The 14,021-nt window shown below is 75.0% G+C and carries 15 protein-coding genes; 9 read left to right on the forward strand and 6 right to left on the reverse strand.

Annotated features, from left to right (window positions below):
- Positions 1–148 precede the first annotated feature (148 nt).
- Both AB0C99_RS19610 and AB0C99_RS19615 read right to left on the reverse strand, forming a co-directional pair.
- A complete protein-coding gene (locus AB0C99_RS19610; RefSeq protein WP_362476477.1) occupies positions 149–1,558 on the reverse strand; it encodes a VWA domain-containing protein in 1,410 nt (469 codons plus the stop codon).
- Positions 1,555–2,424, reverse strand: a complete 870-nt coding sequence (locus AB0C99_RS19615) for a MoxR family ATPase (RefSeq protein ID WP_362476479.1) — start codon at positions 2,422–2,424, stop codon at positions 1,555–1,557. The genes AB0C99_RS19610 and AB0C99_RS19615 overlap by 4 nt, the downstream gene beginning before the upstream one ends.
- 204 nt (positions 2,425–2,628) lie before the next feature.
- On the opposite strand from AB0C99_RS19615, the gene AB0C99_RS19620 reads away from it, so the two are divergent.
- Together AB0C99_RS19620 and AB0C99_RS19625 are read left to right on the forward strand one after the other, a co-directional pair.
- The gene (locus tag AB0C99_RS19620) at positions 2,629–3,774 is read left to right on the forward strand and encodes a PP2C family protein-serine/threonine phosphatase (protein WP_362476481.1); all 1,146 of its coding nucleotides are present in this window, start codon (positions 2,629–2,631) and stop codon (positions 3,772–3,774) included.
- Positions 3,775–3,858: 84 nt separating this feature from the next.
- Positions 3,859–4,227 carry a luciferase family protein gene (locus AB0C99_RS19625; protein ID WP_362476483.1) on the forward strand — a complete coding sequence of 123 codons (369 nt, stop codon included), beginning with the start codon at positions 3,859–3,861 and terminating at the stop codon, positions 4,225–4,227.
- A 7-nt stretch (positions 4,228–4,234) separates the two neighbouring features.
- On the opposite strand, the gene AB0C99_RS19630 is transcribed toward AB0C99_RS19625, so the two are convergent.
- Positions 4,235–4,723 carry a PaaI family thioesterase gene (locus tag AB0C99_RS19630; RefSeq protein WP_362476485.1) on the reverse strand — a complete coding sequence of 163 codons (489 nt, stop codon included), beginning with the start codon at positions 4,721–4,723 and terminating at the stop codon, positions 4,235–4,237.
- A 150-nt stretch (positions 4,724–4,873) separates the two neighbouring features.
- Between AB0C99_RS19630 and AB0C99_RS19635 the strand changes: the two genes are divergently transcribed.
- From AB0C99_RS19635 to AB0C99_RS19660, 6 genes are all read left to right on the forward strand, one after another.
- The gene (locus AB0C99_RS19635; protein ID WP_362476487.1) at positions 4,874–5,347 is read left to right on the forward strand and encodes a helix-turn-helix domain-containing protein; all 474 of its coding nucleotides are present in this window, start codon (positions 4,874–4,876) and stop codon (positions 5,345–5,347) included.
- Positions 5,348–5,413: 66 nt separating this feature from the next.
- Positions 5,414–6,304: a YhjD/YihY/BrkB family envelope integrity protein gene (locus tag AB0C99_RS19640; protein ID WP_362476488.1), complete on the forward strand. Its 891-nt coding sequence runs from the start codon at positions 5,414–5,416 to the stop codon at positions 6,302–6,304.
- Positions 6,305–6,459: 155 nt separating this feature from the next.
- Positions 6,460–6,960, forward strand: a complete 501-nt coding sequence (locus AB0C99_RS19645) for an NUDIX hydrolase (RefSeq protein ID WP_362476490.1) — start codon at positions 6,460–6,462, stop codon at positions 6,958–6,960.
- A 114-nt stretch (positions 6,961–7,074) separates the two neighbouring features.
- Positions 7,075–7,320 (forward strand): hypothetical protein, encoded by a 246-nt coding sequence (locus AB0C99_RS19650; protein WP_362476492.1) that lies wholly within the window; start codon positions 7,075–7,077, stop codon positions 7,318–7,320.
- 73 nt (positions 7,321–7,393) lie between these two features.
- Complete coding sequence (locus AB0C99_RS19655; protein ID WP_362476493.1) at positions 7,394–7,900, forward strand: peptidylprolyl isomerase; 507 nt, start codon at positions 7,394–7,396, stop codon at positions 7,898–7,900.
- Positions 7,901–8,198: 298 nt separating this feature from the next.
- The gene (locus AB0C99_RS19660; protein WP_362476494.1) at positions 8,199–9,353 is read left to right on the forward strand and encodes an epoxide hydrolase family protein; all 1,155 of its coding nucleotides are present in this window, start codon (positions 8,199–8,201) and stop codon (positions 9,351–9,353) included.
- Here the strand turns inward: AB0C99_RS19660 and AB0C99_RS19665 are convergent.
- The 3 genes from AB0C99_RS19665 to AB0C99_RS19675 form a co-directional block, all read right to left on the reverse strand.
- Positions 9,337–10,107, reverse strand: a complete 771-nt coding sequence (locus AB0C99_RS19665) for an alpha/beta fold hydrolase (RefSeq protein WP_362476496.1) — start codon at positions 10,105–10,107, stop codon at positions 9,337–9,339. The genes AB0C99_RS19660 and AB0C99_RS19665 overlap by 17 nt on opposite strands.
- 88 nt (positions 10,108–10,195) lie before the next feature.
- The gene (locus AB0C99_RS19670) at positions 10,196–10,453 is read right to left on the reverse strand and encodes a type B 50S ribosomal protein L31 (RefSeq protein ID WP_362476498.1); all 258 of its coding nucleotides are present in this window, start codon (positions 10,451–10,453) and stop codon (positions 10,196–10,198) included.
- Between the two features lie 103 nt (positions 10,454–10,556).
- On the reverse strand, positions 10,557–13,073 hold the full coding sequence (locus AB0C99_RS19675; protein WP_362476499.1) for a SpoIIE family protein phosphatase: 2,517 nt from the start codon (positions 13,071–13,073) through the stop codon (positions 10,557–10,559).
- 161 nt (positions 13,074–13,234) lie between these two features.
- Between AB0C99_RS19675 and AB0C99_RS19680 the strand changes: the two genes are divergently transcribed.
- On the forward strand, positions 13,235–13,999 hold the full coding sequence (locus tag AB0C99_RS19680; RefSeq protein ID WP_362476501.1) for an alpha/beta hydrolase: 765 nt from the start codon (positions 13,235–13,237) through the stop codon (positions 13,997–13,999).
- Positions 14,000–14,021: the final 22 nt, after the last annotated feature.

Below are 14,021 nucleotides of genomic sequence, written 5' to 3' on the forward strand. Positions count from 1 at the left end.
GGCCGCGTCGGCCTGCGCGGTCTTGACCGGCGGGACGGAGCCGTATGCCTTGTTGAGCAGGATCTGCTCCTCGTCGCCGGTCATGAAGTCCCTCCCGTCGTCGCCCGAGGCAGACGGGAGTGTGACGACAGGCCCTAGCGGGCGGCGCTCAGACCGGGAGCAGGCGTCCGATGAGCTCCCCGAGCTGCCGGGCGTCCCGGCAGGGCCGCATGTCGACGAGCTCCGCGTAGGTGTGGGCGACCGAGTCGCCGGTGGACCACAGGGCGCGCTGCTCGGGGTTGAGCCAGTACACCCGGCGGACCCGCGCGGCGATCAGCGCGAGCGCCGGGAGCCGGGGGTCGCTGTGGTTGGTGCGGGCGTCGCCGAGCACGAACACGACGGTACGGGGCCCCAGCGCGTCCGCGTAGCGCTCGGCGAACTCGTCGAGCGCCGTCCCGTAGTCGCTCTGCCCGTGCCAGCCGGTCACCGCCGCCTCGGCCAGGATCCGCGCGCCGAGCCCGGCCGGGTCGTCCCGGTGCCGCGCCACCAGGTCCGTCACCTCGTCGGTCCGGTTGACGAAGGCGAACACCCGGACGCGGCTGAACTGGTCGTGCAGCGCCCGCACCAGCAGCATCGTGAAGCTCGCGAAACCCGCGACGGAACCGGAGACGTCGCACAGCAGCACCAGCTCCGGCCGCGCGGGCCGCCTGCGCCGCAGCACCGGGCGCACCGGCACGCCCCCGGTGGCCAGCGAGCGCCGCAGGGTGCGCCGCAGATCGATCTCGCCGCGCGCGGCCCGGCGGCGGCGGGCGGCCAGCCGGGTCGCGAGCAGCCGGGCCAGCGGCCGTACCGTACGCCGCAGTTCGTCGAGCTGGTCCCGCCCGGCGAGCAGGAAGTCGATCCGGTCCGGCGTCGTGCCGACGGCCCGGCGGGCCACCCGGTCCCGGCCCTGGCGCTCGGCCACCCGGCGGCGCGCCTCGGTGCGCACCCGCTCCCGGAAGCCCTCGATGCGGCGCCGGATCTCGTCGTCGGTCAGCCGGTCGGCGAACTCCGCCTCCCCGGCGGCCCCTTCGCGCAGCATCGCCCGGACCCGGGCCAGCAGCGTCTCGGGCCGCAGCCGGGACAGCGTCTGGTACGAGGACCAGCCGTCCGAGCCGGGCGCGGCGCCGGAGCCGTACGCCCCGAGCCCGCCCACCGCCTCCCCGGCCAGCCGGTTCAGGGCCGCGTCGTCGCCCGCGGCGAGCGCGAGGGCCAGCCGCTCGCGCAGCTCCTCGCGCAGCCGGGCGAGCTCCCCGGGCGATACGGCGGCGGCGTCGCGCGGCTCCCGGGGCGCCCCCGCCGTTCCGTCCGGCAGGTCCTCCACCAGCGGGAAGTACAGGTCGAAGACCCGGTCGAACACCGGCCGCTGGGCCTCGCCGCGCAGCAGCGTCGCGGCGAGCGCGGCCCGCGTCCGCTCCCGGTCCGCGAAGCCGACCGCCGCCAGCGCCAGGCCCGCGTCGACGGTCTCCCCGGTGCCGATCCGGAAGCCGTGCTCCCGCAGCGCCCGCACCAGACCGGTGACCCGGTCGGCGGCGGTCACGGCGTGCCCAGGTCCAGCTTGCCCGCCGCCTTCCGGATGTCCTCCTGGTGCTTGAGGAGCACCCCGAGGCTGGTCCGCACGACCTCCTCGGACAGCGTGTCCGCGCCGAGCGCGAGCAGGGTGCGGGCCCAGTCGACGGTCTCCGCCACGGAGGGCGCCTTGCGCAGGTCCATCGCGCGCAGCGCGTTCACGACCCGGACCACCGAGGCGGTGAGGGCCGCGTCGAGGCCCGGCACCTTCTCCCGGACGATCCGACGCTCCAGCTCCTCGTCGGGGAAGCCGATGTGCAGGAAGAGGCAGCGGCGGCGCAGCGCCTCCGAGAGCTCGCGGCTCGCGTTGGAGGTGAGGACGACGAAGGGGCGGCGGGTGGCGGTGATGGTGCCGAGCTCGGGCACGGTGACCTGGAAGTCGCTCAGCACCTCCAGGAGCAGCCCCTCGATCTCGACGTCCGCCTTGTCGGTCTCGTCGACGAGCAGCACGGTGGGCTCCTCGGAGCGGATCGCGGTGAGCAGCGGGCGGGGGAGCAGGAACTCCTCGCCGAAGACGTCGGTGCGGGCCTCGTCCCAGCTCTCGCCGCGCCCGGCGGTGATCCGCAGCAGCTGCTTGGCGTGGTTCCACTCGTACAGGGCGCGGGCCTCGTCGACGCCCTCGTAGCACTGGAGCCGGACCAGGCGGGCCCCGGCGACCCGGGCGACGGCCTTGGCGAGCTCGGTCTTGCCGACCCCGGCGGGCCCCTCGACGAGCAGCGGCTTGCCGAGCCGGTCGGCCAGGAAGACGGTGGTGGCGACGGCGGGCGAGGCCAGGTAGCCGGTGGCGGCGAGCCGTTCGGCGACCTCGTCGACGGAGTGGAAGTACCCGGTCGTCATGCTGTCCCCCCGAGATGCGCAGGTGAGTTACCGCCCAGTAGTGGCAGCGTACCCGCCTGGGGCGCCCCGCCGCCGGGATCCTTCCGCCGGCCTTCACGCAGGGTGACCCGGCGCTGGTCCGGGGGGTGCCGCGCGCGGGGCGGACGGGCCGCTGATGGAATGGGGGGTGAAGCTGGGGGTGAGGGGAACGGCGGTGGAGGTGCGGTGGCGGAGCGAGCTGGGGAGCGGGCGGCCTGGCCGGAGGGGGAGCACGAGGCCGTCCTGGCCCGGCTCGACGCCCTGGAGCACGCGGCGGCCGAGATCGGCACCGCGCTCGACGAGCGGACCGTCTGCGCCGAGCTCGCCGCCTTCCTGGTCCGCCGGGTCGCCGACGCCGCCGATGTCACCCTCGGGCCCCCGGACGGCACCCCGGCCGCCGCGTCCGCCCCGGTCGCCGCGGCCGGCGACACCGCGCTCCTCGACGGCCCGCGCCCGCCGCTCGCGCTGCCCCTGACCGCCGGCGACGGCACGGTCCTCGGCCGGGTACGGGCCGCCAGGGCCGGGCGCGGGCTCACCGCGCACGAGACCGCCGTCGTGGCCCACGCCGCCCGCCTCGCCGCCCTCCACCTCGGCCACGCCCGCACGCTCGCCGCCACCGAGGCCACCGCGCTGCACCTCCAGCGCGCGCTGGTCGCCGAACCGGGCCGCCCGCACCCCAACCTGGAGATCGCCGGACGCTACCTCCCGGCCGGGCCGCGCACCCTCGTCGGCGGCGACTGGTTCGAGACGGTCCGGCTGCACTTCGGGCGCAGCCTCCTCGTCGTCGGCGACGTCATGGGGCACGGCCTGGACGCCGCCGTCGACATGAACGCCTACCGGGGCGCCCTGCGCGAGGTGGCCGCCACCGACCTGCCCCCGCACCGGGTGCTGCGCCAGCTCGACGCCGTCGTCGCCGAGGACGAGGGCCGCCGCCCCGCCACCTGCCTGCTGATCCAGGTCGACCCGGCCCGCTCCACCGCGACCTTCGCCAGCGCCGGCCACCTCCCGCCGGCCGTCTTCGCCGCCGACGGCTCCGCCGAACTGGTGGACCTCCCGGTCGGCCCGCCGCTCGGCACCGGCCTCGGCGGCTACGAACCGGCCGTCCGCACCCTCACCCCGGCCGACACCCTGCTGCTCTTCACCGACGGGCTCGTCGAACGGCGCGGCGAGGACATCGACCACTCCCTCGCCCGCCTCGCCGCCCTGCGGCTGCCGGCGGGTTCCGGCCCGGCTGCGGTCGTCGACGAAGTGCTCCGCGGACTCGACGCGCACACCGCCGAGGACGACGTCGCCGTACTGGCGGCCCGGGTCCGCGAACGCCCCGCGCCCTGAACGGAATCGGCGATTTCTCGCCTCGGCGCGATTCTTTCCAGCAGGACGCTTGTGCGGCACCCCCGGGAGGGGCACGCTCCTCGTATGAACACAGCCAGGCACGCCAGTGAACGCCTGATGAGCTGGCCCTCGCTGATCGCCGACCGCGCGCCCTGCGGCGCCGAGCTCGGACTGCGCACCGCGACGCAGGAGATCGTGCACTTCCACAGCGAACACGAGGCCGACGTCCACCTGACCCGCGCCATGATCGCCCGGCTGCGCCCGGCCCTCCTCGGGTCGAGCGCCCTGCGCCTGCGGGCCGGCTCCGGCTGGGTGACGGTCCGTCTGGACATGGGCTCGGACATCGACCTGCTGGCCACCCTGGTGAGCGCCGCCCTCCAGGCGACCGGCGCCCCCTACCCCGCCCACGACCCGGCCCCCGACCACTGCACCAGGACCCGCATACCCTGCTGACCCGCGCCTACGGCATCGGGAAGATCATGCACGTGCTGGTGGCGTGGCCGAGCAGCCGGTCCTCCGCGTCGTACAGCCCCGCCTCCGCCAGCGCCGTGCGCCGCCCCTGGCTGAGCACCGTGCCGATCGCCCGCACCTTCCCGGTGTCCTTGGTGATCGGCCGCAGGAACCGGGTGGACAGGTCCAGCGAGGTGTACGCCATGCCCCGCGGCAGCGTGGAGTGCACCGCGCAGCCCGCCGCCGAGTCGAGCAGCGTCGCGTAGACCCCGCCGTGCACGCTGCCGATCGGGTTGTAGTGCTCCTCGCCCGGCTCGAAGCCGAACACGGCCCTGCCGTGCTCCACCTCCTCCAGGCCGAAGCCCAGCAGCGAGCCGAGCGGCGCCGGGGGCAGCCGGCCCGCGGCGATCTCCCGCAGGAAGTCCAGGCCCGCCATCGTGCCCGCGGCGTCGGCGGTGGCCGCCGCGTCCTGCCAGTGGACCGTCCGTGACCGCTCCATCGCGCCATCCTTTCGCCGGGGCCGTGCCCGTGCCGACCGTCCGGCGGGCCGTGCGCCTCTGCCTTCTGAATGCCTTCTGACTTCGAAGATCGAAGTTAGGGGGGCCTCGGCTGACTGTCAACAACGCAGCCAGCCCTCTACAGTGGGGCGATGCGGTACCTGGAGATGGACACCGAGAACTGCCCGGTCCGCCGGACGCTCGACCTCGTCGGCGAGAAGTGGTCCCTGCTGATCCTGCGGGACGCCTTCAACGGGGTGCGCCGCTACGACGACTTCCGCCGCCACCTCGGCCTCTCCGAGGCCGTCCTCGCCGACCGGCTCCGCAAACTGGTCGCCGCCGGCATCCTGCGCGCCGAGCCCTACCGCGAACCCGGCGCCCGCACCCGCTCCCGGTACCGCCTCACCGCCAAGGGCCGCGACCTCTGGCCCGTCCTGCTCGCCCTCAAGCAGTGGGGCGACAGCCACGCGGGCGACCCCGCCGGGACCCCGCTCGACATCCGCCACTCCGGCTGCGACGCCCCCGTCCGCGTCGAGGTCGTCTGCGCCGACGAGGAGCACGCCGTCCTCACCCCGTACGAGGTCACCGTCCGCCCAGGACCCGCCGCCCGCCCCCGCCCCGCCTGACCCCGCTGCACCCGATCGGCGGCACCCCGGGCGGGTTCGGGCGGCGAGCGGGGTACCCCACGAGACATGTCCCCCGATTCCGGTGCGCCGCACGACACTGCCCCCGCCGAGCACGGCCACTGGTTCCACCGGCTCCACGCACGCGTCCTCGCCTCGCCCGCCGGACTCGCCTGGAACCGCGGGCGGGAGATGGAACTCATGCACCGCGCCATGGGGTTCGCCGCGCTCAGCCTGCTCACTCTCGTCCCCCTGCTCATCGTCGTGGCCGCCGCCGACCTCGCCAGCGGCCAGGGCTTCGCCCGCTGGCTCATCCAGGGCCTCGGCGTCTCCCAGGTCTCCCAGGAGGAGGTCGAGCGGCTCTTCGGACAGCCGGGACAGGCGCTCCAGCGCACCACCGCCTTCGGCCTCGCCGCCCTCGCCGCCTTCGGCGTGACCTTCGGCTCCGCCGTCCAGACCGGCTACGAACGCGTCTGGGACCTGCCCACCGCCCGCTGGCACACCGCCTGGCGCCACGTCGTCTGGCTCGCCGTCCTCGTCGCCGCCCTGCTCCTCTTCGTCGCCAGCCCCACCCCCGACACGTCCCCCGCCGGAGTCACCCTCCTCGTCGCCCTCGGCGACCTCGTCGGCACCTTCCTCTTCTTCTGGTGGTCCCAACGGCTCCTGGTCTGCGGCCGCATCCGCTGGCGAGCCCTGCTCCCCGGCGCCGTCCTGACCGCCCTCGGCCTGCTCGGCCTGCGGATCTTCTCCCAGTTCGTCTTCTCCCCGCTGATCGCCTCCAACGCCGTCACCTACGGACAGTTCGGCACCGTCCTCGTCCTGCAGTCCTGGCTCGTCGGCGTCGGCTTCGTCGTCTACGGCGGCGCCCTCGCCGGGCGCCTCGTCCACGAGCACCTCGTCCTGCGCCGCCTGGACCGGGCCGCCCGGGAGGCGCTCCGCCCGGGCCCCCGGCACCGCTGACCCCGGAACCGCCGGTCCCGGGGTGACCCGCGGATTCGGCCACCCCGGTGATCACACGATCCGGTGACGCCGCCGCGCGACGCCCGGAAGGGCCGCCCGGACCGCTTGGATGGGAGACGACCCCCACCCCACGCTCCGTCGAAAGAGAGCCGCCCATGGCCCACACCTGGCTGCCGCCCGCCGAGTACATCGCGACGCTGCCGCGAGCGACCGCGTACGCGTGTCTCTACTTCACCGACACCCAGGGCCGACCCTTCCAGCTGCGCACCACCTACGAGACCGGGCTGTGGCACTCGCCCGGCGGGAACATGGACCCGGGGGAGACCCCCTGGGAGACCGCGGTACGGGAGTGCCGCGAGGAGACCGGACTGGTCTTCGAGGGCGAACCCCGGCTGCTCGCCACCCACTTCATCTCCGACCGGGGCGACCACTGGCCGGCCAACACCATCGGCTTCTACTTCGACGGCGGCGAGCTGACCGACGCCCAGATCGCCTCCGTCGTCCTCGACCCCGAGGAACACAGCGAGTACCGGCTGCTGACCCTCGCCGCATGGGAGCGGGAGATGACCCCGAGCGCCTTCCGGCGCCTCGCCGAGATCGACGGTGCCCGCCGCACGGGCACGACCCTGTACGTGGAGAGCGCCGGGGACCACTGACGGTCACCGACGGACCCTGACGGGCCCTGACGGACACCGACGGTCCCGGCCGCGCCGCCGCGCGAATCCGCGCGGCGGCCGTAACCTCCGCGCCCCTCCGCAGTTGACCAGGCCATGAAGAAGCGCAGCATGCTCGCCATCGCCTCCCTGGCCGCCGGCGTCGTCACCGCCCTGGTCTCCCCGGCCCCGCACGCCGACGCCGCCGAGCACGGCCCCGCCGACTCCGTCACCGGCCTGCTCCAGGAGGACCAGCTCCTCCAGGACGACACCCAGATCGACTCGCTCGTGGAGGACACCGTCCAGGGCACCGGCGGCGCCGCGAGCCTCGTCCAGGCCCCCGGGGCGGGTGACCTCGCCTGATTCCCCGCACCCCGCCCCCCGGGCGGGGGTGGCCCGTGCGCGTGGAGTGCCGGGGGAATGACAGGATGTCCCCATGAGCGACAACAAGAACAACGTGTACTTCGACATCACCATCAACGACGAGCCGGCCGGCCGGATCGTCTTCAAGCTGTTCGACGAGGTCGTCCCGAAGACGGCGCGCAACTTCCGCGAGCTGGCCACCGGCGAGCACGGCTTCGGCTACGCGGGCTCCCCGTTCCACCGCGTCATCCCCGCCTTCATGCTCCAGGGCGGCGACTTCACCCGCGGCAACGGCACGGGCGGCAAGAGCATCTACGGCGAGAAGTTCGAGGACGAGAACTTCACCCTCAAGCACGACCGCCCGTTCCTGCTCTCGATGGCGAACGCCGGCAAGAACACCAACGGCTCGCAGTTCTTCATCACCACGATCGTGACCGACTGGCTCGACGGCAAGCACGTCGTCTTCGGCGAGGTCGTCGAGGGCTCCGACCTCGTCAAGAAGATCGAGGCGCTCGGCTCCCAGACCGGTGCCACCCGCGGCACCATCAAGGTCGCCGCCTCCGGCACCGTCGAAGCCTGACCCGACCGCACGGCGCACGCCGAGCAGTCCGTCGAACCGCCCCCGCGCCCACCAGGGCCGGGGGCGGTCGAACGTCCCCCGCCGCCGGCCGGCCCTTATCGGGATGCGCCGCGCCGCCCCGGCGGGTAGGTTCGAGTCCAGCACGGTCCGCGGCACCCGCCGCGTCCGACCCACGCCGTACCGGGAGGTGAACCCCAGATGCGCGAGCAGTACCCCGTCCGGGCCCTCCCCACCGCCGCGTCGCACTGATCCGCGCCGGGAGCGCCCGCACCGTCGAGCACTCCCCAGCGAAGGAATCATGAACGCCACCCCTTTCCGGATCTCCGTGTCCGAGGACGTCCTGCGCGATCTGCGCGCCCGGCTCACCCGCACGCTCTTCACCGAGCCCTCCGACTCCGCCTACTGGGCCGCCGGCACCGACCCCGGCTGGCTCCGCGAGACCGTCGCCTACTGGGCCGACGGCTTCGACTGGGCCGCCGCCGAGGCCCGGCTCAACGCCTTCCCGCAGTACCGCGCCGACATCGCCGGCCGGTCCACGCACTTCGTCCACCTGCGCGCCCGGCGCGCCGCCGCCCCCGAAGGGCCCGCCCCGCTGCCGCTCGTCCTCAGCCACGGCTGGCCGAGCAGCTTCGTGGAGATGCTGCAGCTCGCCGAGCGGCTGGCCGACCCCGCCGCGTACGGCGGCGACCCGGCCGACGCCGTCGACGTCGTCGTGCCCTCCCTGCCGGGCTTCCTCTACTCCGAGCTGCCCGCCGGACCCTTCACCCGGCGAGGCGTCGCCGAGACCTGGCACACCATGATGACCGAGGTCCTCGGCTACCGGCGCTACGGCGCCTTCGGCGGCGACATCGGAGGCGGCGTGACCCAGTGGCTGGGCGCCCTCCACCCCGAGGCCGTGGCGGGTGTCCACATCACCTCCGCCGTCGTCTCCGCCGACTTCGAGGCCCAGCCGCCGACCGCCCGCGAGAGCGTCTACCTCGACGCCCTCGACACCTACGACCGCGAGGACCAGGGCTACAGCGAGATCATGTGCACCCGGCCCGACACCCTCGCGGCGGCCCTGCGGGACTCGCCCGCCGGACTGCTCGCCTGGATCTCCGACAAATACCGCGACTGGAGCGACTGCGGCGGGGACCTGGAGAAGCGCTGGGACCGCGACACCCTGCTCACCGTCGTCACCCTCTACTGGGCGACCGGCACGATCGGCTCCTCCTTCCGGCAGTACTACGACTACCACCGGCACAACCGCCCCGTGCCGCCCGTCCACGTCCCCGCGGCCGTCACCCTCAGCCACGAGCCCGCCTACGCCGACTACCCCCGCAGCCTCGCCGAGCGGGTCTTCCGCGACCTGAGGCACTGGAGTACCCCCGGCCGGGGCGGCCACTTCATGGCCCACGAGGAGCCGGACCAGGTCGCCGGGGAACTGCGGGACTTCTTCAAGCCCCTGCGCTGAACGCCAGCGCCAGGGCGCGGGCGAAGCCGTCCGGGTTGTCGATCATCATGTTGTGACCCGCCGCCGGGACCTCGACCACGGGTATGCCGAGCCCCGCCGCCTTCTCGGCGTCGGGGTCCGGCAGGCTCAGCCCGCCCACCAGGAAGGTCTTCGGGCGCGGCAGCGCGGCGAGCAGCTCGCCCGCCGCCGGGACCGAGCCCGCCACCAGCGCCACCGCGCTGCGGTGCACCGCCAGCGGGTCGGCGAGCCGCAGCCGCGCCGCCCAGTCCGGCCGCTCCGCGTCCGCGCCCGCCAGCATCGCGGCGAAGCCCTCGCGGACGAAGAACGCCTCGTCCTGCGCGGCGACGGGGGAGGAGAAGGCGCCCCCGCCCGGTCGGAGATTCGGCTCCGCCACCACCAGGCGGTCCACCAGGTCCGGCCGGGACGCCGCCAGGTGCACGGCGACCGCCCCGCCCATCGAGTGCCCGACCAGCTCGACGCCGGACAGCCCCTCGTGGTCGAGGATCCGGGCGACCGCCGCCGCCTGCGACTCCATCCGGTAGTCGAAGGCGGCCGGCCGGTCGCTCAGCCCGAACCCCAGCAGGTCCACCAGGAGCGAGCGGCGCCCGGCCAGCGCCGGATGCGCGGCGATGTGCGCGAAGTCGGAACCGCCCGTGCAGCCCAGACCGTGCACGAAGACCCGCGCGGGGCCCCCGCCGGGCAGGTCCAGCCAGCGCACGTGCCCCGCCGCCTCCGCCAGGAACAGCTCCCGCATCGCCCCACACCCCTTCGTCACGCCTCGCCCGCCGGCTCCCCACCGGCACCGGCCACCCTACGAGGCGCCACCGACAACGGCCCGGGGCTCAGCTCCCCGCGGCCCCTTCGCCGTAGCGGCGCTCGAACTTCGCGATCCGGCCCTCGCTGTCCACGGTCCGCGCCTTGCCCGTGTAGAAGGGGTGGCTCTCCGAGGAGATCTCGACGTCCACCACCGGATAGGTGTTGCCGTCGTCCCACTCGATCGTCTCGTCGCTGCCCGCCGTGGAGCGGGTCAGAAAGGCGAACCCCGCGGAACGGTCCCGGAAGACCACGGGCCCGTACTCCGGCTGCTTGTCCTGCTGCACTTGTCCTCCTCGGACGCGGTGGCGCACTTCCCCCGGTCCGCCCAGCCTCCCCGGGCCCGGCCCGCACGACCAGCGCCGCAGGCCCGAGCGGGTGACGGGACCCTCAGGACCCGTGCCCGTGCGGCCCCCAGCGGGCCGCCAGCAGGAGGGCGATGTCGTCCGGGCGGTCCGGGGCCTGGCGGGCGTCGCGGATCAGCCGGTCGGCGGTGTCCGCGAGGGCGGCCGAGCCCGTCGAGGCGAAGACGCGGCGCAGGCTCTCGACGCCCTCGTCGATGTCCGTGCCCGGCCGCTCCACCAGGCCGTCCGTGAACAGGGCGAGCACCTCGCCCGGGTCGAGCCGCAGCCGGGTCACCGGATAGGTCGCGGCGCTGTCCACGCCGAGCACCACGCCGCCCGCCAGCTCCACCACCTCGGTGCTCCCGTCGGCCCGGCGCAGCAGCGGCTGCGGATGCCCCGCGCGGACCGCGTGCAGGCCGCCCGTCGCCGCGTCGAGGACCACGTAGCAGCAGCTCGCGAACTGGCCGGGGTCCAGGTCGATCAGCAGCCGGTTGGTGCCCCGCACCACGTCCTGCGGGCGGTGCCCGCCCAGCGCGAAGGCCCGTACCGCGCTGCGCAGCTGACCCATCGTCGCGGCGGCGGCCACCCCGTGCCCCTGGACGTCGCCGATGACCAGGGCGAGCTGCCCGTGGCCCGTCTCGATCACGTCGTACCAGTCGCCGCCCACGTCCATGCCCTCGGTGCCCGGCAGATACCGCCCGATGGTGTCCACACCCTCGTGCACCGGCAGCCGGTGGGGCAGCAGCGCGTCCTGGAGCCCCCGGGCGAGCGCCGCCTCCGAGTCGTACCGCTGGGCCCGTTCGAGCGCCTGGGCGATCAGCCCGGCCAGGGCGGTGAGCACCGTGCGCTCCTCCGCCGTGAAGCCGCGCGGCCGGTCGAAGCCGAGGATGCAGGAGCCCACGGGCCGCCCCGAGGCGATCAGCGGCAGGAAGGCCCGCGCGCCCGAGTGCGCGTCCAGCGGCAGCCCCGGATAGGCGGCGCCCAGCTGCGACATCGACTCGAAGAACAGCGGGCGGCCCGTGGTCAGCGTCTCCACGCCGGGCACCCGCGCGTCCAGCCGCACCCCGTCGAAGGGCTCCAGGAAACCCGGCGGGAAGCCCGTCTCCCAGGCCAGGTACAGGTGCCGCTCGCTCAGCAGGTAGATCGCCAGCTGCCGCCCCCCGAACGCGGGCAGCAGCTCCTCCGTGACCACCGCCGACACCTGGCGGGCCGTCACCGCCTCGGACAGCGCGATGGCGAGCGCCACCGGACGGTACAGCTCTTCGGCCCGCCCCTCGGGGGAGGCGAGCCCGTCCGTGTCGTCCGCCTCGGCGTCCGCCGGCCGGTGCGCCGGGTCGCTCTCCGGGACCAGCACCATCGTCACCCCGTCGTGCCCCGGGTAGAGCGACACCGACAGCCACTCGTCGTGCCCCGGGTGGGCCAGGAAGTGCGTGGCCCGGTCCGAGAGCAGCGCCCCGCGCAACTGCTCCTCGTGGTACGGGTGCCCGAACCACGGCAGCGCCTCCCACAGTGGGCGCCCGGCCAGCGCGCGGCGCGGGACGCCCAGCAGCGACTCGGTGCGGGCGTTGACGTAGGTGATCCGGCCGAGCCGGTCGATCGCGAGGATCGCGCGCGGCAGCCGGTCGGTGGCGTCCGAGCCCACCAGACCGGTCCCGAGGTCGACCAGTGAGCCGGTGAGCACCTTCCCGCCGCTGCCGCCCTCCACCGGGCGCGCGGTCACCTCCAGCAGGTGCAGGCCGCCGTCCGGCCCCTTCAGCCGGATCCGGCGCGCCGCCGGGCCGCCCGAACCCGCCGCCTGCCGGGCCAGCGCCCACAGCGCGTACGCGTCCTCCGGCGTCAGCCGGGAGGTGAGCGCGCCGACGGTCCAGGGCAGCGGGGTGGCCTCGCCCAGGATCGCCCGCAGCCCGGCGTCGGCGGTCACCTCGTCGGTGTCCAGGTCCCAGTCGAAGTAGCCGATCCGCACCGGCGGCGACGTCCGGGTCGGGACCTGCACGCAGACCGGCTCCCCGCGCCACTCGACGGGCGTCCCGGCGCCCTCCAGCGCCGCCAGCTCCGTGCCCAGCCGCCGGGCCTCGTGCAGGATCCTGCCGCGGTCCCGCGCGGCCACCGGGACACCCGGGGTGGGCGCCCGCAGCACCACCAGGACCCCGTACCGCTCCCGCCCGCCGACGACCGGCGCGAACATCGAGGCGAAGGGGAACGGGAGGCTCGCCACCATCTGCGGGAAGAGCCGCATGGCCTCCTCCACGTCCGCCAGGTGCACCGGCTGCCCGGAGCGGTGGGCCTCGGCGACCGGAAACGGCCGGTTCACATGCATCCGCCACCACGGGCGGAACAGCGACCCCGGCAGCCCCGCCAGCATCGCGAGCCGCAGCAGCCCCTGCGTACCCGAGCGCAGATAGACCCCGCCCGCGTACCCGCCGACCGCCTCCACGGCCCGCAGCGCCGCCTCCGTGAGGACCAGCGCCAGGGCGTCGGGGACCGGCCCGTCGACGCCGGCGCCCCGGGACGGGGGACCGGACTCGGCCGACGGGGCGGGTCCGGCCGCGCCGTACGACGTCACACAGCCAGGATGCTCCGGCCCCGACGGCCCACGCATCCCGAGGTACGAACGTGTGAACCGCCCGACGGCCCCATTGACCGGGTCCCCGGGCGCTCGCCAGACTCGGTCCTCGGCTGCCGCGGCGGGCGCGCAGCCCCACCACCTCGCGACCAGGGGGCCTGATGACCGGCCGGGTTCTTCCGTACGACGTCCACGGCAGCGGTCCGCACCGCGCGCTCGTGCTGCACAACTGGTTCGGCGACCGCACGAGCTTCGACCCGCTGCGGGCCGAGCTCGACGACGGCGCCGGGTCCTACGCCTTCCTCGACTGCCGCGGTTACGGGGAGGCGATCGACGCCGACGGGGCGTACACGATGGAGGAGGTCGCGGCCGACGCGCTGGCCGTCGCGGACGAGCTCGGCTGGGACGCGTTCTCGGTCATCGGGCACTCCATGGGCGGCAAGGCGGCCCAGCTGATGCTGCTCGACGCGCCGGAGCGGGTGCGCTCGATCGTCGGGATCTCGCCGGTCTCCGCGGCCGGCTTCCCGCTCGACGCGGAGACCTGGGAGCTGTTCGCCGGCGCCGCCGAGGACCACGGCCGTCGGCGGGCCATCATCGACAACACCACCGGCGGCCGGTACGGCGACGACTGGCTCGGCGGGCTCGTCGAGCGTTCGGTGCGGCGCTCCTCCCCGGCCGCCTTCCGCGCCTACCTGGACTCCTGGTCGCGCACCGACTTCCACGAGCGGGTCCGCGACAACCCGGCGCCCGTCCTCCTCGTGGTCGGCGCCCACGACCCGGCGCTCGGCAAGGAGGCGATGGAGGCCACCTGGCTGCGCTGGTACCCGAACGCGCGCCTGGAGGTGCTGCCCGACGCGGGCCACTACGCCCCCGAGGAGACCCCGAAGGCTCTCGCGGACGCCATCGAGGGCTTCCTGGCGGGCTGAGCGGGCGGCGGACGCTCCGGCA

The organism is Streptomyces sp. NPDC048659 (assembly GCF_040650575.1).
Lineage (GTDB): Bacteria > Actinomycetota > Actinomycetes > Streptomycetales > Streptomycetaceae > Streptomyces.

Bases quoted from the DNA above. Each gene is read 5' to 3' on its own strand.
- AB0C99_RS19645 (WP_362476490.1), top strand. From the start codon at position 6,460: ATGGCCCACACCTGGCTGCCGCCCGCCGAGTACATCGCGACGCTGCCG.
- AB0C99_RS19650 (WP_362476492.1), top strand. From the start codon at position 7,075: ATGAAGAAGCGCAGCATGCTCGCCATCGCCTCCCTGGCCGCCGGCGTC.
- AB0C99_RS19680 (WP_362476501.1), top strand. From the start codon at position 13,235: ATGACCGGCCGGGTTCTTCCGTACGACGTCCACGGCAGCGGTCCGCAC.
- AB0C99_RS19640 (WP_362476488.1), top strand. From the start codon at position 5,414: ATGTCCCCCGATTCCGGTGCGCCGCACGACACTGCCCCCGCCGAGCAC.
- AB0C99_RS19660 (WP_362476494.1), top strand. From the start codon at position 8,199: ATGAACGCCACCCCTTTCCGGATCTCCGTGTCCGAGGACGTCCTGCGC.
- AB0C99_RS19630 (WP_362476485.1), bottom strand. From the start codon at position 4,723: ATGGAGCGGTCACGGACGGTCCACTGGCAGGACGCGGCGGCCACCGCC.
- AB0C99_RS19655 (WP_362476493.1), top strand. From the start codon at position 7,394: ATGAGCGACAACAAGAACAACGTGTACTTCGACATCACCATCAACGAC.
- AB0C99_RS19635 (WP_362476487.1), top strand. From the start codon at position 4,874: ATGCGGTACCTGGAGATGGACACCGAGAACTGCCCGGTCCGCCGGACG.
- AB0C99_RS19625 (WP_362476483.1), top strand. From the start codon at position 3,859: ATGAACACAGCCAGGCACGCCAGTGAACGCCTGATGAGCTGGCCCTCG.
- AB0C99_RS19615 (WP_362476479.1), bottom strand. From the start codon at position 2,424: ATGACGACCGGGTACTTCCACTCCGTCGACGAGGTCGCCGAACGGCTC.
- AB0C99_RS19665 (WP_362476496.1), bottom strand. From the start codon at position 10,107: ATGCGGGAGCTGTTCCTGGCGGAGGCGGCGGGGCACGTGCGCTGGCTG.